Below are 22,001 nucleotides of genomic sequence, written 5' to 3'. Positions count from 1 at the left end.
GGGAGCGCGGTTACGCCTCCCAAACGGCCGCGGCCGTCCGATCGTCCGCGTACCCCTTGACCCGCACGAGGGTGTCCGCGAGGAACGCGGCGAGGCCGGGCGGTTCCCCCGCCGACCACCGCGTGGTCAGATGCCCGGCCAGTTCGGGTTCGCCGCGCAACGGGTCCGCCAGACCGCCCGTGCAGAGCAGGAGCGTGTCACCCGGGCGGGCGACGGAGGCACGGAAGCGGAAGGGGTCGCGGGGCGGCTCGGGAGCCGGTTCGTACGGGCTCGGCGGCGTCGTGATGCCCAGGTCCATGGTGAGCCGGTCGCCCTCGGGCGTCTCGTGGGGCAGCGATCCGAAACCGACGACGGCCTCGCCGGTGGCCTCCGCGACCCGGGGCTCGATGTCCTGCCACTCGCCGTCCCGCAGCCGGAACAGGCCGCCCGTGCCGACGCCGAAGAAGACGCGTGTACGGCACTCCGGATCGGCCGGGAGCAGCAGGCAGCGCAGGCTGGCGGTGTACTCCTCGGGTTCGATGCCCTGCTCGGACGCGGTCGCCCGCAGCTTGCCGAGGCTGCGGTCGGTGAGCCGGTGCAGCCCCGACTTCAGGTCCCCGCGCCGGGCGGCCCGGATGTCCTCGGCCAGTCGTGCGTGGCTGCGGCCCACGGCCCGCCCGATCCACTGGCACGCCTCGGCGGCCGCCCGGTGCGCGCCCGGCGTGGCCCGGGCGCCGGTCGCCATCGCGACGAGCACCAGTGCCTGCTCCCCGGTCCCGAACCGGGCGGTGAGCAGCGAGTCCCGGCGCGGCTCACCCCGGTACCGCGCGGAGTCCCCGCGCACGGACACGGCACGCAGGGTGCTGGTCCCGTAGCGCGCGCCGTCCAGCACGGTGTCGGCGACCAGGTCGTCGAGGTCTTCCGGGTCGGCGGGCGGGAGCGCGGTGGGTTCGGCGTCGTAGGTGGGCGGGCCCGAGCCGACGTAGTCGACGGCGGGCGGCTGTTGGGCGACGAAGAGGGTGGAGTGACGGGGTGAAGCAGCCTCCGGGGCGGAGGGTGGGGTGTCCTGCCGGGCGGGCGGTGCGGTGTCCTGCGGGGTGAGGGCCGGCTGCGGGGGCCGGGCGTCGGACGGGGTGATGGACAGGGTGTCGCCCGGGGCCGCGGTGGGGGGCGACACGGGGGCCGGTGGCACGTCCACCGGGGCCCTCGACGCAGGCATAGCGGCGACGGGCGGCTCCGGGGAGGGCGTACGGCTCAGCGGCTCCTGGGGCGTGCTGCTCCTGGGCTCCTGTGCGCGGAACCCCGGCGGTGTCGGCCCGGGCGGGAAGGTCGCGGGAGCCGGTGGCCGGTCGGGCGGGGGCTCCCAGGGGGCGAGCCGCCGGGTGAGACCACCGCGCTGCTCCGGTACGGCGGGAGGCTGTTCGGGCCGGGCGGGAGCGGAGTCCATCACCGCGGGAGGCCGCTCCGGCGGGGGCGGGACATCGGGCTCGGGCTCGGGCGCGTCCGGTCGCCGGACGGAGCCCGGTCCTGCGGCCTGCCCCGGGGCGGACCCCGGCGCGGGCCCGAGTCCCATCGTCCCCGCGGCCGACGCGAACCGGTCGTCCAGGGAATCGGCCACGGCCGCGGGCCCCGTGTCCTCGGTGGAGTCGTCGTACAACTGCCCCCACCAGTCGTCCTCGTGACCGGTGGGCTTCTCCCCCTGCTGGCTCATGCCCCTAATTGTCCACCTCAGGAGCCGGATGAAAACGGGGCATCCGGAAAAACCGGCCAGGGGACTGGCTCTCGAACGGCGTGTCGGGTGAAGCGTCGAACGGCGGTACGAGAGCGGCCGTTCCGAAAAGCGGACCGCCGGGCGGTCCCACCCCCCACGGGAGAACCGCCCGGCGGCGCCGGGGTGACCGGGACCTAGCCCACGTCGTAGGCCCGGGTCACTGTCTGGACGACCGACTTGCCGTTGGCGTCGGCCAGTTCGGCCTGAGTGTGACCTGCTTACCTTTGGCTCCGCTGTGATTCACGGTCGCGGCCCACCGGCCGCCGCGCCGAGCGGTCTCGGCCTGTGTGATCCACTGACCGGTGCCAGACCCGCGAACCGAACTTCATCGTGGTGAGGGTGAGTTCGTACGAGGAGTCGTCGGCCGGGACCGTGAACACCCCGGACGGGAAGCCGCTTTCGCCGAGCACCGTACGCACGGTCGCTTTCCCCAAAACCCCGCTCCCCAAGATCGTTCCGCCCGCGTCCGCGTGGGCCGATGCGACCCGTATCCGCGCAGGCCAAGCCAGGCCCAAGCAGGGCATTACGGGCAGTGGTTGATGCTGCGGTGGCGTGAGCTTGTCAGAGGGGCGGGGGGTGCGGCGATGATGTGCCGAGGCGGGTTTGCGCCGTGGCTGTTTTCCGCCATGGACGCCACCGACCGGCCACAACGGATCCTTGGGGAGGGATGTCGCCGCATGCTTGGAGCGATAGGTCTGGACGAGACGCACGAGTCGGCGTATCGGGCGCTGGTGTCCGTGGGCGCCGCCGACGTGCCCGATCTCGCGCGGCGGCTCACGCTCGGCGAGTACGACACGGAGCGCGCCCTGCGCCGCCTTGAGCGGCACGGTCTCGCCGCCCAGTCGTCGGCCCGGCCCGGGCGCTGGGTCGCGGCGCCGCCCGGGGTCGCCCTCGGCGCGCTGCTCACCCAGCAGCGGCACGAGCTGGAGAAGGCGGAGTTGGCGGCCGCGCTGCTCGCCGAGGAGTACCGGGCGGCGGCGGCCGAGCCCGCGGTCCACGACCTGGTCGAGGTGGTGATCGGCGCGGCGGCGGTCGCGCAGCGCTTCCTCCAGCTCCAGCTCGGCGCGAGCGACGAGGTGTGCGCACTGGTCACCGGAAACCCGCTGGTCGTCTCCGGGACGGACAACGTCGCGGAGGAACAGGCGGCCGGGCGGGGTGTCGGCTACCGCGTGGTCGTCGAGCGGGCCGTCCTCGACATGCCGGGCGGGATCACCGAGCTGTCCGCCGCGCTCGGCCGGGACGAGCAGGTGCGGGTCGTGGACCAGGTGCCGACCAAGCTGGTGATCGCCGACCGGACGCTCGCGATGGTCCCGCTCACCTCGCACTCCGCGGAGCCCGCCGCGCTGGTCGTGCACGCCAGCGGGCTGCTGGAACTGCTGTCGGGGCTGTTCGAGTCGGTGTGGCGCGAGGCACTGCCGCTGCGGCTCGGCAGCCGGGGCGTGACGGAGCAGGAACCGGACGGGCCGGACGGCATCGACCTGGAGATCCTCTCCCTTCTCCTCGCCGGGCTGACCGACGCCAGCGTCGCCAAGCAGCTGGACCTCGGCCTCAGGACCGTGCAGCGCCGGGTGAAGCGGCTCATGGAGCTGACGGGCGTGACGACCCGGCTGCAGCTGGGCTGGCACGCGTACGAGCGGGCCTGGGTGGCGCGGGACTGACCTGCGGTTTCCCGCCCGCTCAGTCACCCTGGGCAGATGGGAGTGTGGGAACTCCTGCTGGTCGGCGTGGTGATCGTGCTCGGCCTGGCCGGAGTACTGGTGCCCGGCGTGCCGGGGTCGTGGCTCGTCTGGGCCGCGGTCCTGTGGTGGGCGCTGAGCGACCCACAGGCCCTGTCCTGGGGCGTACTGGTCGGCGCGACCGCGGTCCTGCTGCTGGCCCAGGCGATCCGCTGGGGGCTGCCGCCCCGACGAATGCGGGAGAGCGGCGCGACCCCCCGAATGGCGGCGTACGCCGGGGCCGGGGCGCTGCTCGGTTTCCTGCTGCTGCCGGTGATCGGCGCGATACCCGGCTTCCTCGCCGGGATCTACCTCTACGAACGGCTGCGCCTGGGCGGGCACGGGCCGGCGAAGGCGGCGGTGCGGACGGTGATGCGGGCGGGCGGGTGGAGCGTGCTGGCGGAGCTGTTCGCCTGTCTGCTGATCATGGGGGCGTGGCTGGGGGCGGTGATCTGGGGCTGAGTCACCCCCCATACACGTTGCGTTGATGACAACTCACTCTAAGTGATGCATTTTCCCTGTTCAAGCCCGGTTGTCAGTGGTGACCTACAGCTTGATCTCAGGAAGCTGGTGGTGCAGGTCAAGCTGCTGCCGACGCCCGAGCAGGCGGCGGCACTCGACGCAACTCTGCGTGCCTGCAATGAAGCGGCCGCCTGGGTATCCGGAAAGGCCCACGCACACCAGGTATTCGGGCGGACGTCGCTGCAGCAATGCGCATACGCAGAGGTACGGGCTCGGGGTTTGTCGGCACAGCCCTCGTTGCATGTCCTGCGCAAGGTCGCCGACGCCTACACCGCGCTGCACGCCCAGGTGAGATCGAGTTCCGCCCTCATGCCGCGCAGCCCTTCGACGACCGGTGCCTGTCGTGGCAGATGGATGACCGCACGGTGTCCATCTGGACAGTCGCTGGGCGGATGAAAAACGTGGCGTTCACCGGGGAGCCAGGGCAGCTGAGCAGGCTCGCCGAACACCGGCAGGGAGAGTCAGACCTGGTCCTGCGGAACGGCAACTTGTTCCTGGTCGCTACCTGCGAGATCCCCGAGCGCCCGCTGAACAGCAACCGCGTGGGTTCGTCGGGGTGGACCGGGGCATCGTCAACCTGGCTACCACCTCTGACGGCGACAACCACCAGGGCAAGAAGCTGTGCGACTACCGCAAACGCATGGCCCGGCAACGCGCCGAGATGCAGGCCAAGGGCACCAACTCGGCGAGTACGTCACCTATAAAGCACAACGGGCTGGAGTGCCCGTCGTCGTGGTGGACCCGGCCTACACCTCCCAGACCTGTCCACGTTGCGGGCATGTCGACAAGCGCAACCGCCCCTGCCGGGACTGGTTCGCGTGCATGGTCTGCGGGCTCGCCGGCCCGGCCGACCATGTCGCCGCCGTGAACGTGCGCCAGCGCGCCAACACGGCGTGGGCTTTCGTCAGCACGCCCAATGCAGCCGTGTCACCGACCTGCCGTAGGGGTCAGTCACGAGCGGCAAGCCAACAGCTGAAGCGCACCGCTCCAGTCCCAGGCAGCTGACTGTGCAGCACTCCAACAAGAGGAAACGCCCTCCAGGGCCTCACCGGGGCGGACACCTCGCGTGGCCTGTCTTCCGGCTGGGGGTCCGGGGGTTATCCCCCGGGTAGATACAGCCTGGAGCCGGGCACGGACGGCAGACTGCACCTCCCGGCCACCTTCTCGCCCGAGTACGGCGGCAACACCCGCGACTGCAACTACGACCTGATGCTGCTGACCTGGGGCTGCCGGACCCTGCTGGAATTGGCGGAACTCCTCGGCATCGACGACGAGTTGGCGCCCCGCTGGCGGGAGGTACTGGCCAAGCGGGTGGCGTATCCGACCGACGCCAACGGCTTCATGACCGGCGCGGACATTCCCTTCGCGAAGTCGCACCGCCACTACTCGCATCTGCTCGCGGTGTACCCGCTGTACGAGCTGACGGGCCGCACCCCCGACGAACGGGCGCTGATCTAGAGGTCGTTGGCGCACTGGGTCGGCTTCGAGGGAGCGCTCCAGGGCTATACGTTCACCGGCGCCGCGTCGATGTCCGCGCTGCTCGGCAAGGGCGAGGAAGCGCTCCAGTACCTCGGCGAGCTGATGACCCGCTTCATCCAGGCCAACACCATGTACAAGGAGTCGGGCCCGGTCATCGAGACCCCGCTCTCGGCCGCCCAGTCCCTGCACGACATGGTGTGCCAGTCGTGGGGCGGCGTCGTCCGCGTCTTTCCGGCGCTGCCCGCCGCCTGGGCGGATCTGACGGTCCACAACTTCCGCACGCAGGGCGCCTTTCTGCTCAGCGCGGTACGCGAGGGCGGGGTCACTCGCTGGGTCCGGCTGGTCAGCGAGGCGGGCGCGCCCTGTGCCGTACGGCATGGCATCGCGGGAACGGTCGATGTGCGGGACGGGCGGGGACGGCCGCTGCGGTACGAGGAGACGGGCGGCGGGGTGATCCAAGTTGGCCTGCGGAAGGGCGAGTCGGCGCTGATCACGGCGAAGGGCGACCGCCCGGACCTCACTGTCGCGCCCGTGCCGGCGAACGAGCCGGCGACCAGGTGGGGGCTGCCCGCCTAGCGCGTTTCCTCGGGGGCGAGGGTCCTCAGGTCGATGGTGTCGGCCAGCGCCTTCATGCCCGCGTCGTTGAAGTGGAGGTGGTCGCCGGGGTCGTAGGCGGGGAGGATGCGGTTCGGGTGGGACGGGTCGCGGACGGTGGCGTCGAAGTCCGCGACCTCGTCGAAGAGACCGCGCGTGCGGATGACGGCGTTGACCGCCTGCCGTACGGCCTCGCGGGCCCGCGTATACGCCTGGTGGCCGCCGTACGGAGTGATCGTGGCGCCGATGACACGGATGCCGCGGGCGTGGGCGTGGCGCACGATGCTGCGGTACGCGTCCTCCAGCGTGCCCGGGTCCGTCTGCTCCGGCGTGCCCTTGATGTCGTTGATCCCCTCCATCACGATCACCGCGCGTACGCCGGTGCGGGAGAGGACATCGGAGTCGAGGCGGGACAGGGCGCGGGGGCCGCGGCCTTCGCGCAGGACGCGGTTCCCGGCGATGCCCGCGTTGAGGACGCCGAGTCTGCGGTACGGCGGGAGGCCGCGGAGGCGGTCGGCGAGCCGGTCGGGCCAGCGGTGGTTGGCGCTGAACGTCGAGCCGGTGCCGTCGGTGAGGGAGTCGCCGAGCGCGACCACGCTGCCCACGGCCGGTGAGCCGAGTACGTCGACGCCGGTCACGTAGTACCAGTTGCCGACCGTCGCGGTGTACGCGGTGCCGCTCTCCTGCGCAGTCCGATTTCCCTTGCGGGCAAGGAAGTTGGCCTGGAGGGCGGAGCGGTGGTAGGTCGCCGGGCCCGAGTCGGCGGGGGTGTGCAGCGAGATCAGGAGGTTGGAGTCGGCGGGGACAGCGACAGCGACGGGATCGCTGACCAGGTCTCTGCCGGCGGGAATCGTCACCGCCCTGGCGCCGGCGAACGTGACGGTACGCATCGAGCCCGCGGCGGCCCTCGGGCTCGTCGGCGCGCCCCGTCGCTGCAACGCGAGGGTGACGGCGCCGAGTTGGAGCGGCTTCGTGCCGAGCCGGTTGGAGATGCGGACGCGTGCGGCGCGGCCTCCGACGCTGGTGTGCACGACATTGCGGATCGAGGCGCCGGGCAGCGCCGGGGTGGTGCCGGAGGCGGCGGCTTCCCAGGTGCCGGTCCAGGTCTGCGCCGTGGCGGTACCGCCCACGGGCGCGGACTCCGCGTCGGCGATCGCGGTCGGCGGGGTGAGCATCACTGTGGTCACCAGGGTGGCGAGGACGTGCCGGACCTTGATCGCGCGGGTCATGGGGGCATGGCTTCCCTGCCCGTCGCCCCCCGCAACGCACTGTCACACCATTGGCCGCACCCGTGCGGTACCCCGCTCCTCCCCTGGACCTAGGACCAGGACCCGATGCGGTGCGGGCCCGGGAGTGTTTGGCTGCTGTCATGACCGAATTCAGCGAGGCCGAGCGTGCGTACCTGAGGTCGCAGCGGCTGGGACGGCTGGCCACCGTCGACCCCCAGGGACAGCCGCAGGCGAACCCGGTCGGCTTCTTCCCGCAGGAGGACGGGACGATCCTGATCGGCGGCTACTCGATGGGCGCCACAAAGAAGTGGCGCAACCTACTGAAGAACCCGAAGGTCGCCCTGGTCGTCGACGACATCGTCAGCCTCCGGCCGTGGAAGGTACGGGGCATCGACATCCGGGGTGAGGCCGAACTCCTCACGGGGCCACATGAGTTGGGTCCGCACTTCAGCGAGGAGCTGATCCGCATCCACCCGAAGCGGATCCACAGTTGGGGGCTGGAGGACTGAACGGCCATGTGAACGACGGCCATTGAAGGTGACGGCCGGCGAAGGTGACGGCCATTGCAGGTGGCGAAGACCAGGAATCCTGGACGACGACCGTGGAAGGCGGCGAAGATCAGGAGTCGTGGACCACTTGGTAGGGTCACCGACCATGACCGCCACGGAACCCACCATCCTGGCCACTTCGGGTGGTCACCGCATGGGCGACCGGACCAGGGTGACGTTCGACGCGCTCGTCCACCACGCCGTGGACCTGGCCGACGTCCAGGGGCGCCGCCCCCGCGTCCTGTACGTCGGCACGGCGATAGGCGACGCCGAACACTTCACCACCCGGATGAGCGAGGCGGCCCGCGTGGCCGGTTTCGACCTCACACCCCTCCACCTCTTCCCCATGCCGAACCTCAAGGACATCGAGGCCTCGGTGCTCGAACAGGACGTCGTCTGGGTCATGGGCGGCTCGGCGGCGAACCTGCTCGCCGTATGGCGTGTCCACGGACTCGACGCGATCTTCCGGCGCGCGTGGGAGGCCGGGGTCGTGCTCAGCGGAGTGAGCGCCGGGTCGATCTGCTGGTTCCAGGGCGGCACCACGGACTCCTTCGGACCCGAACTGCGCCCGCTCACCGACGGGCTCGGATATCTGCCGTACGGCAACGGCGTCCACTACGACAGCGACCAGGGCCGCCGCCCCCTGGTCCACCGGCTCGTCGCCGACGGCACGCTGCCCGTCACCCACTGCACGGACGACGGTGTGGGGCTGGTGTACCGGGGCACCGAACTCGTCGAGGCGGTCACGGAGATACCGGGCAAGGGCGCGTACGTGGTCAGGCGCGAGGGGAACTCGGCGGTCGAGGAGCGCGTCGAGCCGCGCGTGTTGCCGTCACCGCGGGACTAGCGGGACCAGTTCGAGCCACCACCCGCCAACTCCCTCCCCACCCCTCCCGCTCTGAGGTGTTGTACCGCGTAGGAACGCCACGGGCGCCAGGCATCCGGAACGTCCTCGCCGGGCGGTGCCACATCGGGGTCGCCCAGCGCTCGGGTACGGATGACCGCGGCGGTGCCCGCGTCCATGCCGGGCAGCGCGAGCAGCGCCTCCTGGGCGTCGTCGCGGTCGGCGCCCGCGTCGAGCCGCAGGGTGCCGTCGGCGAGGGCGGCGGTCAGCGCACCGAGGGGGCCGTCCGGCTCGGCCTCCGCGAGCACGGCCGCTTCCGGGAACACATGGGTGAGCGTGCCGCACGGGGCGTCCAGCACCTTCCCGTACCGCGCCACCAGCCGCTCGGCCTCCGCCTGCCCCACCAGCGCGCGCACCGCCAGCTCGTCCGGATCGGCGGCGCCCGGCGAACGCAGCCCCGGGCGCGCCACGACCAGCGGCCCCAGCCGCGAATCGGTCCCCAGCCGCTCGTCGACGGCATACGGATCGGCGTCGAGATCGAACAGCCGGCGCAGCCGCTGTACGGCGGTGGTCAGATCCCGGAGATCGGTGAGATGCAGCCGGGCGTCGAGCCAGCCACCGGGGTGTGCGGCGCCTGCTCCGACGGGCGCGCGCCCGGCTGCGGGCCGGCCCGTGCCGCCGCCCGGGCGCTCGTCGACCGCCACGATTCCCGTGCCGTACGGGAGCCGGAGTGTGCGCCGGTACGTACGGCGCCCGCGGGTGCCGCCGATGTCCTCGACCCCGGCGATCGCCTCGTCGGCGAGAAGGTCGAAGACGGCGGTGGTCTGATACGGCCCCCGATAGGCGAGCCGAAGCGGGATCCCGGCGGTGGGAGTGGCCGCACGCCGGGCACCCGCACCGGTGCGCGGGGCGGCGGCGCGCAGCTCGCTCGGCGTCGACGCGTACACCGCGCGGATCGTGTCGTTGAACTGCCGCACACTGGCGAACCCGGCCGCGAACGCGATCTGTGTGATCGGGAGGCCGGTGGTCTGGAGCAGTACCCGCGCGGTGTGGGCCCGCTGGGCGCGGGCCAGCGCCACGGGGCCCGCGCCGACTTCCGCGGTGAGCTGCCGCTGCACCTGGCGGGCGCTGTACCCGAGGCGCCCGGCGAGGCCTCCGACGCCCTCGCGGTCGACGACGCCGTCACCGATCAGACGCATCGCCCGGCCGACCACATCGGCCCGTACGTTCCACTCCGCGGAGCCGGGCGCTGCGTCCGGGCGGCATCTGCGGCAGGCCCGGAAGCCCGAGCTCTGCGCCGCGGCGGCCGTCGCGTAGAACCGGACGTTCTGCCGCTTCGGCGTCACCGCGGGGCAGCTCGGCCTGCAGTAGATTCCCGTCGTCTCCACGGCGAAGAAGAACTCCCCGTCGAACCGGGCGTCCCGGCTTCGCACGGCCTCGTATCTGGTGTCTTCGACGATCACACCATCCAGTGTGCGGGGTCGCCTGCCGCTGGGCTGGCGGAAATCGGACATGGCGTTGTGCTGTGGCTGCGGGTGGGTCGGGGTGGGGGTGGGGGGTGGGTTGAGGTTGTCGATTTGCCTGCGGGCCGGCGGGGGCTGGTCGCGCAGTTCCCCGCGCCCCTAAAAACCCGGGGCGGCCGGCCGCTTTTAGGACCGCGGAGAACCGCGCGAGCACCCCCACCCACCCGCAGCCCCGCCCTCAGGGGCGCGAGGAACTGCGCGAACAACCCCCACCCACCCGCACCCAACGAACAAGCCAGGGCATCGCGGGGCGCAGCCCCGCACCTCAGGGGCGCGAGGAACTGCGCGAACAACCCCCACCCACCCGCACCCAACGAACAAGCCAGGGGTCTGGGGGCGCAGCCCCCAGGTAGGGATGGGACGGGTAGGGGCGGCGGGGGCGAAGAACGCCCGCGCTCAGGCCTGGTGCCAACGTCCCCGCTTGGCCTCCATCGCGGCCCGCCCCTCCGCCCCCTTCCGCTTCCAGTCCCGCCGAATCTCCGCCCGCACCCGCGCATCGGTCTTGGCAACGATCCGCTGGTTCTCCCGCAGCAGCTTGCGGTAACTCTCCAGACGGCGTTCCGGAAGCGCACCGGACTCAACGGCGGCGATCACAGCGCAACCGGGCTCCGCGACATGCGCGCAGTCGTGGAAGCGGCAACCGGCGGCAAGCTCCTCGATCTCGGAGAAGACCTGCCCGACCCCGGTCTCGGCATCCCAGAGCCCGACACCGCGCAGCCCCGGCGTGTCGATGAGGACACCCCCGCCCGGCAGGGCGAGAAGGTTGCGGGTGGTCGTGGTGTGCCGCCCCTTGCCGTCCATGTCGCGCGTGGCCTGCACATCCATGACGTCCTCACCGAGCAACGCGTTGGCGAGGGTGGACTTGCCGGCCCCGGACTGCCCGAGGAGCACGGCCGTACCCCCGGCGAGGACGGCCTCAAGGACATCGAGGCCCTCCCCGGTCGTGGAGCTGACCGGCAGCACCGCCACACCCGGCGCCGTCGTCTCGACGTCCTGGACGAGATACCCGAGCGTCACCGCGTCCGGCACGAGGTCGGCCTTGCTGAGCACGACCACCGGCTGCGCACCGGACTCCCAGGCCAGCGCGAGGAAGCGTTCGATACGGCCGAGGTCGAGTTCCACGGCGAGCGACACGGCCACGACCGCGTAGTCGACGTTGGCGGCGAGGATCTGCCCCTCGGACCGCTTGGAGGAGGTGGAGCGTACGAAGGCGGTACGGCGCGGCAGATACGTCCGTACATAGCGCGGGTTGCCCGCCGGTTCGACGGCGACCCAGTCACCGGTGCACACGACCCGCAGCGGATCGTGCGGCGTCACGAACGCGGTGTCCGCACGCATGACCCCGTCGGCGGTGACCACGTCGCACTGACCGCGGTCGACCCGGATCACGCGTCCGGCGATCAGCCCTTCGGAGGCGTACGGGGCGAACTCGTCCGCCCATGCGTCGTCCCAGCCATAGGAAGCGAGCGCGGAAGAGACGGAAAAGGCAGAAAAGGCGGAGCTGGAAGTCAAGGGAGACCCTTCACAAGGGTGGCCCCGGCACGCGCGCTTCGGCGCGGAGGAAGAGGAAGGTCAGCCGGCGGCCACGGAGGTGGACTTGATGAACTTCGGGATGCGGGCAGCGCCCATCACAGAGACAGTCATCACGGTCACACCTCCCCTTCCTCACTCGGCAGACAGCGGCGGCCACCGCCGCCGTGCGAACGACACCCAAGATAAAGACATCCGGACCGAGGTGCCACCGATTTAACGTGCTCCCGCCCACGTCGCCCCGCCCTACTTCTCCATCAACATCAACGCCCGTACGGCGCATGGGGTCCCGGGATCTCCCCCGACCCTCGCGGGATCAGTTCGGTGGGCATGACGACGGTGCGGGGCGGAGACGTGTCCCCGTGGATGCGGGCGAACAGGAGATGCGCGGCGCTCGTCGCGAGCGCGACCGGGTCCTGGGCGATGACGGTGACCGGCGGAGTCAGCTGCGCGGCCAGGGCGAAGTCGTCGAAGCTGAGAAACGCGATGTCGGGGGGCAGGACGGCCAGCACCCCGAACGCGAGGACTTCGTTGCCGGCCAGTACCGCCGTGGGGGGCTCGGGCAGGGAGAGGATCTCGGTGACGGCCTGGGCGGCTTCCGGGCCCGACCTCAGTCCGTGCCGGACGATCGCCGGGTCCGCGTCGATGCCCTCGGCCTCCAGCGCTGCCCGATAACCCCGGTGGCGTTCGCCGAAGGTCCAGATCTCCGGCTTGTCGCCGACGTAGGCGATGCGGCGGTGGCCGTGCGCGATCAGGTGGTGCACGGCCTCCTTCACCGCGCCGAAGTTGTCCACCACCACGGCGTCCGCGTCCAGGCCGGGCGCCGCCCTGTCCACGCACACGATCTTGGTCCCCTGCGCCTGGGCCGAGCGCAGGAAGCGGTGGCTGCCCGCGGCCGGGATGAGGATCAGTCCGTCGACGCGGCGAGCGGTGAAGGTCTCGATGACCTCCTGTTCCCGGCGGACGTCGGCACGGCTGGAGCCGATGAGCACCATGCTGCCGCGCTGGCGGGCGACGTCCTCGGCGGCCGACGCGACGGCGGCCATGAAGGGGTCGGCGACGTTGTCGACCATCAGCCCGATGGTCTGGCTCAACTGATCGGTGCGGCGCAGTTGTCGGGCCACGTCGTCGCGCTGATAGCCCAGCTTGCGGACCGCGGCCTCGACTCGCGCGGCGGTCGAAGGCGCCACACCCGCATCGCCGTTGACGACCCGGGACACCGTCATCACGCTGACGCCCGCTTCCGCGGCTACGTCTTTCATCCTGGGCCGCGTGGCCACGCCGCGTCCTCCCCGATCTCAGCCGGTGCGACCGGGAGTGACGCACCGACGGTGTCCGCGCAACTTCCCGTTCGTACCCGACCCTTGACGCCCACCCACGGGCCTCCCAGAATCGACGAGCTGTTAACGATACCAACCCGAAGGCACCACATGGCCTCTGCAAGGGAACCACTTCTCACGGCACACGGCGTGGTCAAGCGTTTCGGCCATGTCCAGGCGCTCCAGGGCGCCGATTTCACGGCGTACCCCGGAGAGGTCGTAGCGCTGATCGGCGACAACGGCGCCGGCAAGTCGACTTTGGTGAACGTCCTTTCGGGCGTGATCGCCCCTGACGGCGGCGAAGTCCGCCTGGACGGGGCGCCGGTCCGGTTCAGCGGGCCAATGGAGGCGCAGCGCCACGGCGTTGAGACCGTCTACCAGGATCTTTCGCTGGCGCCCGATCTGGACGCGGCGGCCAATCTGTACCTCGGCAGGGAACTTGTCCGTGGTGGCCTCCTGGGCCGTCTGGGCGTCCTCGACCGACCCGCGATGCGACGGCGGGCGGTCAAGGCGTTCGCCGAACTCGGCGTCGAACTCAAGGACGTGACGGCCGCCGTGACAACGTTGTCGGGAGGCCAGCGTCAGTCCGTGGCCGTGGCGCGCGCGGTCGCGTTCGCCAACAAGGTCATCTTCATGGACGAGCCGACCGCCGCTCTGGGTGTCGTGCAGCGCGCCCGCGTCCTGGAGACCGTGCGGAGGGTCGCCGACCAGGGCATCTGCGTGGTGCTGATCAGCCACAACATGCCCGAGGTGCTGTCGGTGGCGGACCGGGTCGAGGTGCTGCGGCTGGGCCGACGGGTCGCCTCGTTCACCGCGGCCGACACCACGATCGAGGAACTCGTCGGGGCCATGACCGGATCACTGGACGGCACCGCGCCGACGAACGGAGACCTCGGCCCGGCAGACCCGACAGGCCCGGCAGGCCCGGCAGGCCCAGCCGGTGCGACGGAATCGACGGAATCGACGGAATCGACGGAATCGACGGAATCGACGGAGCCTACGGACTCGGAGGACGGGCGATGACCGCCGACAGCCAGGACATCCAGTCGGCCGCGCCGGTGCGCGATCCGCACCGATCCGACAGCCGAAGGATCGCCGCACCCCCATGGCTGCGCCGAGCGGCCTCGATCAGTGAACTGTGGACCTTCCTGATCCTCGTGGCGCTGGTCGCGTTCTTCACCATCGCCGCTCCCGGCAAGTTCTTCACCACGTACAACCTCACGCAGATCGCCGTCAACGCGGCCATCTACGTGGTGCTCGGTGTCGGTATGACGTACGTGATCATCACCGCGGGCATCGACCTGTCGATCGGCTCGGTCCTGGTCCTGGCCGCGGTGGCCGCGGGCGAATACAACGTCCACCACGGCGGGCCCACCGCCGGCTGGGGCACGGTCGCGGTCTGTGTCCTGATCGCTCTTGCCGTCGGCACCGTATGGGGCGCGTTGCAGGGAGCGGTGGTGGCGACCGGGAAGGTGCCCCCGCTGATCGTGACGCTCGGCGGTCTGGGCGCGGCGCTGGGGCTGGCCGAACTCGCCACCGGCGGCCAGGATCCGGCCGGTGCGTCCGCCGCCCACCTGCAGAACAGCCTCGGCTTCGGCAAAGTGCTCGGCATCCCGTGGATGGTGATCCTCGCCGCGGTGGTCACCGCCCTGTTCGGCGCGCTCCTCGGCGGTACGAGGTTCGGCAACTACACCCTGGCCATCGGCTCCAACCCGACCGCCGTACGGCGCGCTGGCATCCCGGTGGGGCGGCACCTGATCAAGGTGTACGGGCTGATGGGCCTGCTGGCCGGACTGGGCGCGGTGATGTGGCTGGCCTCCTACGGCACGACATCCATCGCCGGGCACTCCACCGACAACCTGAAGGTGATCACCGCGGTGGTCCTCGGCGGTACCAGCCTGTTCGGCGGACGCGGATCGGTGGTGGGCACCGTGATCGGCGTGTTCATCCCCGCCGTGCTCACCACCGGACTGATCGTCATCGGCGTCCAGCAGTACTGGCAGGACGTGGCCGTGGGCGTCGTGCTGGTCGCGGCCGTCTACATCGACCAGATGCGCAGGAGGATCCGAGAGCGCGCATGACCACCCCTGCCCCCCTCCAACACCCCACGTGTGCCGAAACAGCAAGCCCACGCTAAGGAGAACACCGTTATGCCGAGCATTCGCAGCAAGCGCAGGGTCCTGGTCGCCGCAAGCGCTGTACTGGCCCTCGCCGGTGCCGCCGCATGCAGCTCGTCGAGCGACAGCGGAAGTTCGGGGAAGGCGGGCGGCGCCGCCGGCAAGAAGGTCAGGCTGATCACCGGTGTGAAGAGCGATCCCTTCTACATCACCATGACCTGCGCCGCGCAGACCGAGGCCAAGGCCAAGGGCATGGACTTCACCGCCGACGGTTCCGCGCAGTGGGACGTGTCGGTCCAGCGTCCCCTCCTCGACTCCGTCGCGGCGGCCCGGCCCGACGGGCTGATGATCTCGCCGGTCGACACCGCCGCGCTCACCCCGTCGCTCAAGCAGATCCAGTCGTCCGGGACCAAGGTCGCCCTCGTGGACACCACGGTCACCGACTCGTCGATCGGCATCACCCGCATCTCGTCCGACAACGAGAAGGGCGGACGGGTGGCCGCCGACGCGCTGGCCAAGCTGATGAACGAGAAGGGCTCGGCCATCGTGATCAGCGTCAAGCCCGGCGTCTCCACCACCGACGCCCGGATCAAGGGCTTCACCGAGGAGATGGCCAAGTACCCGAAGATCAAGCTGCTGCCCACCCTCTACGACAACGACCTGCCGGCCACCGCCGCCTCCCAGATCCAGTCGACGCTGGCGGCCCACCCCGATCTGGGGGGCGTCTTCGCGGGCAACACCAACACCGGCCAGGGCATCGCCACCGGCCTCAAGCAGGCCGGAAAGCAGGGCACCGTGAAGGTCGCCGCCTTCGACGCCGAGCCCGACGAGATCGCCGCGCTCAAGGCGGGCACCCTCCAGGTCCTGGTCGCCCAGGATCCGGCGGCGATCGGCAAGGAGGCCGTCGACCAACTCGCCGCCGCCTTCGAGGGCAAGACCGTCAGCAAGTCGGTCGGTACCAACATGGTCGCCATCACCAAGGCCAACATGAACGAACCGGCTGTCAGCAAGTACTTCTACAAGTCAGGCTGCTGACCGGAACGCAGCCTGACCGGCACACTGCGACCGGGTGGACCCCGCTCTCCGCTCGTCCGGCGGGTCCACCCGGTGTGTCTGAGCGCCCTGAAGCCCCGGCGCCTTCACCATCTGAACTGTCAACCCGTGCGGCACGCAACCTTAGTTCCCCGGTTGAACACTGTGAGTTGCTGCCGTGATTCTTGTCGACCCCTGAGACCCGGCACAGCATGAGGCGACTCATTCGCAGGCGGGCCCGCGCACAGCGCCGTGCACGCGAATCGTTCATCCCCTCTGCCGATCGGGAGACTCTGTGAGTTTGCGAGACGTCCAACCCTCCACCCCCGCGGCGACCGAGCTCGGCCGCCGCGGCTTCCTCGGCCGCACCGCCGGCGCCGCGGCCGGTGCCGCGCTGCTCGGCGGCCTGGAGACCGCCTCCGCGTCGGCCGCCTCCAACAGCCCCGAGAGTTCCGGGAGTTCCGGGAGTTCCGAGCGCGACCCCGACCGGCCGGTGCGTACGGAGTCCGGTCAGGTGACCGGCGCCCCGGCCGCCCTCGACGGCGTCACCGTCTACAAGGGCATCCCCTACGCCGCCACCACCGCGGGCGGCAATCGCTGGCGTCCGCCGCAGCCGGCCCCGTCCTGGAAGGGCGTTCGCAAGGCGGACACCTGGGGCGCCGCCTGCCCGCAGCCCGTCACGGGCATAGCCGCCGACAAGGTGCCCGCGCTGAGCGAGGACTGCCTGAACCTCAACATCTGGACGGGTGCGGCCTCTTCACGCGAGCGCCGCCCGGTCTTCGTCTGGATCTACGGCGGGCGCAACAGCGCCATGTGGGCCTCGCAGCCGGTCTACGACGGCGCCAACCTGGCGGCCAAGGGCACGGTCGTCGTCACCTACAACCACCGTGTCGGCGCCTTCGGCAACCTCGCCCACCCCGGGCTGAGCGCGGAGTCCGGACACGGCGGCTCCGGCAACTGGGGCGTGCAGGACACCGTGGCGGTGCTGAAGTTGCCAGGAGTTCAGCCCGCGCTCGTACAACTCTCGCCGTTCAGCGTGAAGTTCTTCGGAACCGAGTTCCCGTCGTGCCAGGAGGCGAGGAACCCGACGGCGAAGGTCCCGCCGGCGGCGACGGACTTGTTGTAGTCGGCGGCGGTGGCGGTCACCCGGGAGTCGTTCTGGACGAAGGTGCCGTCCCACATCTGGCTGACTCGCTGGTCGTCGTGGAAGGTCCAGGCGACGCTCCAGCTGTCGAGGGCCTTGGCGGAGGTGACGGTGACACTGGCCTGGAAGCCGTCCGGCCACTGGTTCACGATCTCGTACGTCACCTCGCAGGAGGACGACGCGCTGTGCGTGGGATCCGCGGAGTCGTCCGTCTCGTGGGCGGGCGACGTGGAGGTGCCCTGGGGTTCGGGGTCGGGGTTCGTCTCGGAGCCGTTCGCCGACTCCGACGGTTCCGACTCCGACGGTTCGGTCGACACCAGCGAGCCCGCGGGGCGTGTGGTGGCCGAGGGGGACGACACACCCGGGTCCGCGACGGGCTGGCGGTCCGCCGAGTCGCCGCGCGCGTCGGCGCTACCGCCGCCCGTGCCGTCGAAGGGCATCAGCGAGACGGTGAGCGCCAGCGCCGACACGATGACGGCCGCGACCAGGAGCCCGGTCCGGCCGATCCGGGGCCCGGCCACCTTGCCCTCGGCGAGCCCCGTGTCCACGGCCGCGTCCGTACGTCCGCCCGCCAGACCCGCCTCGGCGGCCCGGCGCCGGCGCTCCAGATAGGCGAGTCCGCCCCAGCCGATCACCCCGCCCGCGAGCGCCGAGGGCAGTCCGCCGCCGTGCAGCCGCAGACAGGCGGCCGCCTCCGCGCACTCGACGCAGCGGGCGAGATGCCGGGACAGGTCCTCGGGCGTCTCGGCGCCGGGCGAGCGGGTCACCGCGTCGAGGAGCCGGGCGTAGCTGCGGCAGTCGGCGTCCATCGGCGTGTCGAGGTGGTTGCGATGGCACCGGTCCCTGAACAGAGCGCGCACCTGGGCGAGTTCCTCGGCGGCGGCCGCCGGGTCGAGGCCGAGCCGCCGGGCCACCGCGGGCAGCGGCAGCGCCTCGACCTCGGCCAGCCACAGCAGCGCCGCGTCCGGTTCCTGCATGTCCCTGAGGCCGCGCAGCGCGAGCGGGCGGTGCAGCGGCGGACCGGTGTAGCGGTCGGCCTTCTCGGAGTTGAGCCACAGCCTGAGGTCGGGGTCGAGCCGGTGGCCCTGCCCGTGCGCCTCCCAGGCGGCGGCCGTGGTGCGAACCGACGTCAGCAGCAAGGGAATCCGGGGCAGCCGGGGCGTCCTGCGGCCGGTACTCTTCGTTCCCTCGGCGGCCGCGCGCGCCTCACGGATGCCGTGCGTGAACGCCTCGGTGGCCAGCTGGGAGGCCGCGGCGGAACCGGACGTGCACAGATCGGCGTACGACAGGACCGCGTCCCAGCACTCCGAGAACAGTGCGGCCTCGGCGGCGTCCTGAGGGGTCGGCAGGTCAGGCATGGGGGGCTCCTGCATCCACTGCTTCCATGTGCAAAGTCATGCAATGCCCAACTCGCCGTCCACACAAGAGAGTTGGGGCCCGTCTCTCACGACGGGGCCCGAGCCTTTCACGGTTCCCACACAACTGACAAGCGGCGTATTCAATTGATGCGGCAAGCGGTTGCACCGCCGGGCCGACCGGGCGATGCGGTGCGGCCCCATGAAGCGGTGCAACCGCGTTCGCCTACCGGCCTTGCCTGTCGGTCGCCACGACCCGCCCCTGGGCGTCCAGGGCTTCAGCCTTGCGGACCGGCCGGTTCGTGGCGTCCCGAGTGTTGTACGGAAGGAAAGCCAGAAAGTCTCGATTCCCGTCGGCTTTCACAGGACCTTCCACTCCCGCGTCCTCATGCCGGGTAGGGAGCGGCTTCGCGGGCCGACCGGAGTGCGCCCGCCCACCAGACCAGTTGGTCGAGCAGCGTCTTGGCGTACCCGGGGGCTTCGGGGTCGAGCGGCCGGCCGTCCTGCCAGGCCGTGAAGTAGTTCGGGAAGGCGAGACCGTCGCGGACGGTCACCGCGTGCAACTCGGTCAGCACGTTCTCCAGGTGCAGCACCGCGTGCCGACCGCCTGCCGCGCCGCCGTAGCTGACGAACGCGACGGGCTTGGCCGTCCATTGGGTGAAGTGCCAGTCGATGGCCGCCTTCAAGGACGCGGGGTAGCTGTGGTTGTACTCCGGCGTGACCACGATGAACGCGTCCGCGCCCTCCAGCGCCGACGTGAGTGCCGCCATCCCGGCCGGCCGGGGGTAGGCGTCGCCGGCGAACTTCGGCGATGCCGCGGGCAGTGACAGCGGGATGTCGATCTCCGCCAGATCGACGACGTCCACGTCGAATCCACCGTGAAGGCCGGCCTGTTCGGCGATCCACGAGGCCACCACCGGGCCGAACCGTCCTTCCCGGACGCTTCCGACGATGACCACCAGCTTGAGCGTGTTGTTGTCCATGCCCACCACGATCAGGCCGCACCGTGGCCGCAGCCAGACCATGCTCAGGCTGGCCCCCGCAGGGCCACCCTGAGCCCTGCTGGATCAACGGGCAGCCGCCCTACGCTCAGGGCATGGGTACGCCGTTGGGGGACTTCATCCGGGCCAAGCGCGACAGCATCCAGCCGCAGTCGCTGGGGCTGCCGGAGCACGGCCGCCGCCGGGCACCGGGCCTACGGCGCCTGGATCTCGCCGCGCGGGCCGGCATCAGCGTCGAATACCTGACCCGCATCGAGCAGGGTCGCGACCGCAATCCCTCGGTGGCGGTGGTGAACGCCCTCGCCGACGCGCTCAGCCTGGACCCCTCGGAGCGCAACCACCTGCGCTACCTCGCGAAGATCACGGGCGGCGCATGCCCCTCTCACACCCGGCCCGCACCACCGCGCCGAGACGTCCGCCCGTCGGTCCTCCAGACTCTCCGCCTCCTCGAACCGGGCATCGCCATGGTGACCAATCGGCTGGGTGACATCCTCGCTCACACCAGCGCATACGAGTCGGTGACGAGCGGAACCGGACTGCTCGACGCCGACACGCCGAATCTCACGCACTACGTCTTCACCGACTCCCGCGCCCGGACGTTCTTCGCCGACTGGAACGACGTCGCGGACCAGCAGGCATTCGACCTGTGGCTCGCGCCGTCCGTCGAGAACTCCGAGTGGCTCAGCACGGAACTCGCGCCCGTCGCCGGCCCCGAGTTCACACGGCGCCTGAACCGTCACGTGGTTCCGCCACGTGGAGTCCTCCGGCTCAACCACCCCTCCGGATGCGAACTCCAGCTGCTCCGCGAGACGCTCGAACTCTCCTCGGACGCACAGCAACTCGTCGTCTTCCTCCCCGCGGACGAGAGGACGGCCCAGGCCGTCGACCAGCTCCGCCGCCGTCCCCACGGCCGGCTCCGGGCCATCTCGTAACCCATCCCGGCCTTCGTCCGACGTCGAGCCCTCGCACCAACGACGACTACACCTGGGACGGCTCCTGCGCGGGAAGACTGTCCATGAAGGAGCTGACGGAGAAGACCGCGCGGCCCGGGCCGGGCTCCCCGTATCCGGGCGGGGACGCGAGACCGAACTCGTCCATCGTGGAGCGGTACGCCTCCAGCAGGCGGATGTGGTACTCCAGCGGCGCGCCCTGCGGGTTGGCCTTGCCGAGCGGAGTCGTCGGCTCCGGGCACCACGTGGTGAACCGGGGCGTGATGCCGTGCGACATGAAGAAGCGCAGCCCCTCGGTCGTCGACGCGATCGCCTCGTCGACGGTGGTGAAGCCGAAGGGCTCGGCCATCTCCACGCCCGCCACGAAGTTGGGGATGACATTGCGCGCGCCGAAGATCTCGGCGGAGTCGAGGATGCGCTTGTGCCACTCGTCGCGGCCGACGTAGCGCTCCTTGCCGGGGCAGTACAGCTCGAAGAGCCGCCGGTCCCACACCTCATAGTTGGGGTGGTAGATCTGCACCCCGTAGTCCTTGAAGCGCTGGACGTCGTCACGCGGCAGCGCCTGCGCGACGACCTTGCCGATCCACCGCCCGGGGAACCGCTCCTCGATGGCCTTGGCGTAGTGCCCGTAGAAGTCGGCCTCGTCGCGCCCGGCGACCGTCTTGGTGATCGCGCCGCCAGTGAGGGTGTACGCGGTGGACGCCTTGGCGGTGTCGTACCGGTCGATGATCTCCAGCGCTTCGAGGACTTCCTCGACGTCCTTCACCCCGGTGTACGGACGGCCCGCCGCCTTGTGCTGGCGCCAGTTGTGGTTGATGTCGCAGTACTGGCACTCCTCCTTGGCACCGAAGTACTGGCAGACGCGGAAGACGGTGAGGTAGATCAGGTACCCCCACTGGATGGTGGGCGCCACCTCCATCACGGACTTCCCGTTCGAGAGCTTGTGCCGGTAGTACTCGGGCATCGGCGGCACCCCGACGTCGGAGATGCGCTTCCCGTCGAGGTAGAGCCCGAGCATGCCGTCCTCGTCGGCGGCGACGCGGTACGGCGAGGCGGGATTGACCCGTACGGACACCACGGTCCGCCGCAGGTCGTACGGGCCGCCCGTGAGGATGATCTCCTCTGGCGGGCGCCGCAGCGCGGCCTCGCCCAGCTCGGGAAGGGTGCCGTGGTCGAAGGAGAAGATGAAGTAGGACTTCGGCTTGACCTCGCCGCCCTCGTTGTCGCTGAGGGCGGACGCGTCGAAGGCGACACCTCCGCGGAGCAGGTCCTCCTTGAAGACCGCTTCCCTCGGCACGTGCGGGAACCGCTCCATCAGATCCTCGACCAGCGCGGTGCGGCTGCCCATC

At 71.0% G+C, this 22,001-nt stretch carries 17 protein-coding genes and 2 pseudogenes; 11 read left to right on the top strand and 8 right to left on the bottom strand.

Translation table 11 applies throughout. From position 1 onward, the window contains the following. Nucleotides 1-10 precede the first annotated feature (10 nt). Nucleotides 11-1,690: a protein phosphatase 2C domain-containing protein gene (locus tag AB5J50_RS38990; RefSeq protein ID WP_369263390.1), complete on the bottom strand. Its 1,680-nt coding sequence runs from the start codon at nucleotides 1,688-1,690 to the stop codon at nucleotides 11-13. Between the two features lie 737 nt (nucleotides 1,691-2,427). Here AB5J50_RS38990 and AB5J50_RS38985 point away from each other — a divergent pair. The 4 genes and pseudogenes from AB5J50_RS38985 to AB5J50_RS38970 form a co-directional block, all read left to right on the top strand. Then, nucleotides 2,428-3,408: a helix-turn-helix transcriptional regulator gene (locus tag AB5J50_RS38985; protein ID WP_369263389.1), complete on the top strand. Its 981-nt coding sequence runs from the start codon at nucleotides 2,428-2,430 to the stop codon at nucleotides 3,406-3,408. A gap of 36 nt (nucleotides 3,409-3,444) precedes the next feature. Beyond that, the gene (locus tag AB5J50_RS38980; RefSeq protein WP_369263388.1) at nucleotides 3,445-3,927 is read left to right on the top strand and encodes a DUF456 domain-containing protein; all 483 of its coding nucleotides are present in this window, start codon (nucleotides 3,445-3,447) and stop codon (nucleotides 3,925-3,927) included. A 681-nt stretch (nucleotides 3,928-4,608) separates the two neighbouring features. Next, a complete protein-coding gene (locus AB5J50_RS38975; RefSeq protein WP_369263387.1) occupies nucleotides 4,609-4,992 on the top strand; it encodes a zinc ribbon domain-containing protein in 384 nt (127 codons plus the stop codon). A 114-nt stretch (nucleotides 4,993-5,106) separates the two neighbouring features. Further along, nucleotides 5,107-6,042: pseudogene (locus tag AB5J50_RS38970) on the top strand (glycoside hydrolase family 95-like protein); the annotation flags it as partial. Here AB5J50_RS38970 and AB5J50_RS38965 read toward each other — a convergent pair. Further along, complete coding sequence (locus AB5J50_RS38965; protein ID WP_369263386.1) at nucleotides 6,039-7,289, bottom strand: SGNH/GDSL hydrolase family protein; 1,251 nt, start codon at nucleotides 7,287-7,289, stop codon at nucleotides 6,039-6,041. The pseudogene AB5J50_RS38970 and the gene AB5J50_RS38965 sit on opposite strands and share 4 nt — an antisense overlap. Before the next feature lie 140 nt (nucleotides 7,290-7,429). Between AB5J50_RS38965 and AB5J50_RS38960 the strand changes: the two genes are divergently transcribed. Beyond that, nucleotides 7,430-7,798 carry a PPOX class F420-dependent oxidoreductase gene (locus AB5J50_RS38960; protein ID WP_369263385.1) on the top strand — a complete coding sequence of 123 codons (369 nt, stop codon included), beginning with the start codon at nucleotides 7,430-7,432 and terminating at the stop codon, nucleotides 7,796-7,798. Nucleotides 7,799-7,943: 145 nt separating this feature from the next. Further along, on the top strand, nucleotides 7,944-8,684 hold the full coding sequence (locus AB5J50_RS38955) for a Type 1 glutamine amidotransferase-like domain-containing protein (protein ID WP_369263384.1): 741 nt from the start codon (nucleotides 7,944-7,946) through the stop codon (nucleotides 8,682-8,684). Here AB5J50_RS38955 and AB5J50_RS38950 read toward each other — a convergent pair. The 3 genes from AB5J50_RS38950 to AB5J50_RS38940 form a co-directional block, all read right to left on the bottom strand. Next, nucleotides 8,681-10,195, bottom strand: coding sequence for a DNA-3-methyladenine glycosylase 2 family protein (locus AB5J50_RS38950; RefSeq protein ID WP_369263383.1), 1,515 nt, complete (start codon nucleotides 10,193-10,195; stop codon nucleotides 8,681-8,683). The genes AB5J50_RS38955 and AB5J50_RS38950 overlap by 4 nt on opposite strands. A 405-nt stretch (nucleotides 10,196-10,600) precedes the next feature. Beyond that, on the bottom strand, nucleotides 10,601-11,716 hold the full coding sequence (gene rsgA, locus AB5J50_RS38945) for a ribosome small subunit-dependent GTPase A (protein WP_369263382.1): 1,116 nt from the start codon (nucleotides 11,714-11,716) through the stop codon (nucleotides 10,601-10,603). Between the two features lie 281 nt (nucleotides 11,717-11,997). Further along, complete coding sequence (locus tag AB5J50_RS38940; RefSeq protein ID WP_327432732.1) at nucleotides 11,998-12,996, bottom strand: LacI family DNA-binding transcriptional regulator; 999 nt, start codon at nucleotides 12,994-12,996, stop codon at nucleotides 11,998-12,000. A gap of 207 nt (nucleotides 12,997-13,203) precedes the next feature. Here AB5J50_RS38940 and AB5J50_RS38935 point away from each other — a divergent pair, with 207 nt between their 5' ends. The 4 genes and pseudogenes from AB5J50_RS38935 to AB5J50_RS38920 form a co-directional block, all read left to right on the top strand. After that, nucleotides 13,204-14,076: an ATP-binding cassette domain-containing protein gene (locus AB5J50_RS38935; RefSeq protein WP_369263381.1), complete on the top strand. Its 873-nt coding sequence runs from the start codon at nucleotides 13,204-13,206 to the stop codon at nucleotides 14,074-14,076. After that, complete coding sequence (locus AB5J50_RS38930; RefSeq protein ID WP_369263380.1) at nucleotides 14,073-15,134, top strand: ABC transporter permease; 1,062 nt, start codon at nucleotides 14,073-14,075, stop codon at nucleotides 15,132-15,134. The genes AB5J50_RS38935 and AB5J50_RS38930 overlap by 4 nt, the downstream gene beginning before the upstream one ends. 69 nt (nucleotides 15,135-15,203) lie before the next feature. Next, the gene (locus AB5J50_RS38925) at nucleotides 15,204-16,205 is read left to right on the top strand and encodes an ABC transporter substrate-binding protein (RefSeq protein WP_369263379.1); all 1,002 of its coding nucleotides are present in this window, start codon (nucleotides 15,204-15,206) and stop codon (nucleotides 16,203-16,205) included. Between the two features lie 292 nt (nucleotides 16,206-16,497). Continuing rightward, a pseudogene (locus AB5J50_RS38920) lies at nucleotides 16,498-17,181 on the top strand (carboxylesterase family protein); the annotation flags it as partial. Nucleotides 17,182-17,204: 23 nt separating this feature from the next. Here AB5J50_RS38920 and AB5J50_RS38915 read toward each other — a convergent pair. Together AB5J50_RS38915 and AB5J50_RS38910 are read right to left on the bottom strand one after the other, a co-directional pair. Beyond that, complete coding sequence (locus AB5J50_RS38915; protein ID WP_369263378.1) at nucleotides 17,205-18,704, bottom strand: cellulose binding domain-containing protein; 1,500 nt, start codon at nucleotides 18,702-18,704, stop codon at nucleotides 17,205-17,207. 383 nt (nucleotides 18,705-19,087) lie between these two features. Further along, the gene (locus tag AB5J50_RS38910; protein WP_327432725.1) at nucleotides 19,088-19,684 is read right to left on the bottom strand and encodes an NAD(P)H-dependent oxidoreductase; all 597 of its coding nucleotides are present in this window, start codon (nucleotides 19,682-19,684) and stop codon (nucleotides 19,088-19,090) included. Nucleotides 19,685-19,797: 113 nt separating this feature from the next. Here AB5J50_RS38910 and AB5J50_RS38905 point away from each other — a divergent pair, with 113 nt between their 5' ends. Next, on the top strand, nucleotides 19,798-20,634 hold the full coding sequence (locus AB5J50_RS38905) for a helix-turn-helix domain-containing protein (protein ID WP_369263377.1): 837 nt from the start codon (nucleotides 19,798-19,800) through the stop codon (nucleotides 20,632-20,634). Between the two features lie 46 nt (nucleotides 20,635-20,680). Here the strand turns inward: AB5J50_RS38905 and AB5J50_RS38900 are convergent, their stop codons facing one another. Further along, complete coding sequence (locus AB5J50_RS38900; RefSeq protein ID WP_327432723.1) at nucleotides 20,681-22,000, bottom strand: radical SAM protein; 1,320 nt, start codon at nucleotides 21,998-22,000, stop codon at nucleotides 20,681-20,683. Nucleotide 22,001: the final 1 nt, after the last annotated feature.

It is taken from the genome of Streptomyces sp. R35 (assembly GCF_041053035.1).
GTDB lineage: Bacteria > Actinomycetota > Actinomycetes > Streptomycetales > Streptomycetaceae > Streptomyces > Streptomyces lutosisoli.
This window is presented reverse-complemented; position numbering and strand designations above follow the sequence as displayed.

Excerpts from the sequence above, each read along its gene's own strand:
- AB5J50_RS38990 (WP_369263390.1), bottom strand. The coding sequence starts at position 1,690 with ATGAGCCAGCAGGGGGAGAAGCCCACCGGTCACGAGGACGACTGGTGG.
- AB5J50_RS38985 (WP_369263389.1), top strand. The coding sequence starts at position 2,428 with ATGCTTGGAGCGATAGGTCTGGACGAGACGCACGAGTCGGCGTATCGG.
- AB5J50_RS38980 (WP_369263388.1), top strand. The coding sequence starts at position 3,445 with ATGGGAGTGTGGGAACTCCTGCTGGTCGGCGTGGTGATCGTGCTCGGC.
- AB5J50_RS38965 (WP_369263386.1), bottom strand. The coding sequence starts at position 7,289 with ATGACCCGCGCGATCAAGGTCCGGCACGTCCTCGCCACCCTGGTGACC.
- AB5J50_RS38960 (WP_369263385.1), top strand. The coding sequence starts at position 7,430 with ATGACCGAATTCAGCGAGGCCGAGCGTGCGTACCTGAGGTCGCAGCGG.
- AB5J50_RS38955 (WP_369263384.1), top strand. The coding sequence starts at position 7,944 with ATGACCGCCACGGAACCCACCATCCTGGCCACTTCGGGTGGTCACCGC.
- AB5J50_RS38950 (WP_369263383.1), bottom strand. The coding sequence starts at position 10,195 with ATGTCCGATTTCCGCCAGCCCAGCGGCAGGCGACCCCGCACACTGGAT.
- AB5J50_RS38940 (WP_327432732.1), bottom strand. The coding sequence starts at position 12,996 with ATGAAAGACGTAGCCGCGGAAGCGGGCGTCAGCGTGATGACGGTGTCC.
- AB5J50_RS38930 (WP_369263380.1), top strand. The coding sequence starts at position 14,073 with ATGACCGCCGACAGCCAGGACATCCAGTCGGCCGCGCCGGTGCGCGAT.
- AB5J50_RS38925 (WP_369263379.1), top strand. The coding sequence starts at position 15,204 with ATGCCGAGCATTCGCAGCAAGCGCAGGGTCCTGGTCGCCGCAAGCGCT.
- AB5J50_RS38915 (WP_369263378.1), bottom strand. The coding sequence starts at position 18,704 with ATGCCTGACCTGCCGACCCCTCAGGACGCCGCCGAGGCCGCACTGTTC.
- AB5J50_RS38910 (WP_327432725.1), bottom strand. The coding sequence starts at position 19,684 with ATGGACAACAACACGCTCAAGCTGGTGGTCATCGTCGGAAGCGTCCGG.
- AB5J50_RS38905 (WP_369263377.1), top strand. The coding sequence starts at position 19,798 with ATGGGTACGCCGTTGGGGGACTTCATCCGGGCCAAGCGCGACAGCATC.
- AB5J50_RS38900 (WP_327432723.1), bottom strand. The coding sequence starts at position 22,000 with ATGGGCAGCCGCACCGCGCTGGTCGAGGATCTGATGGAGCGGTTCCCG.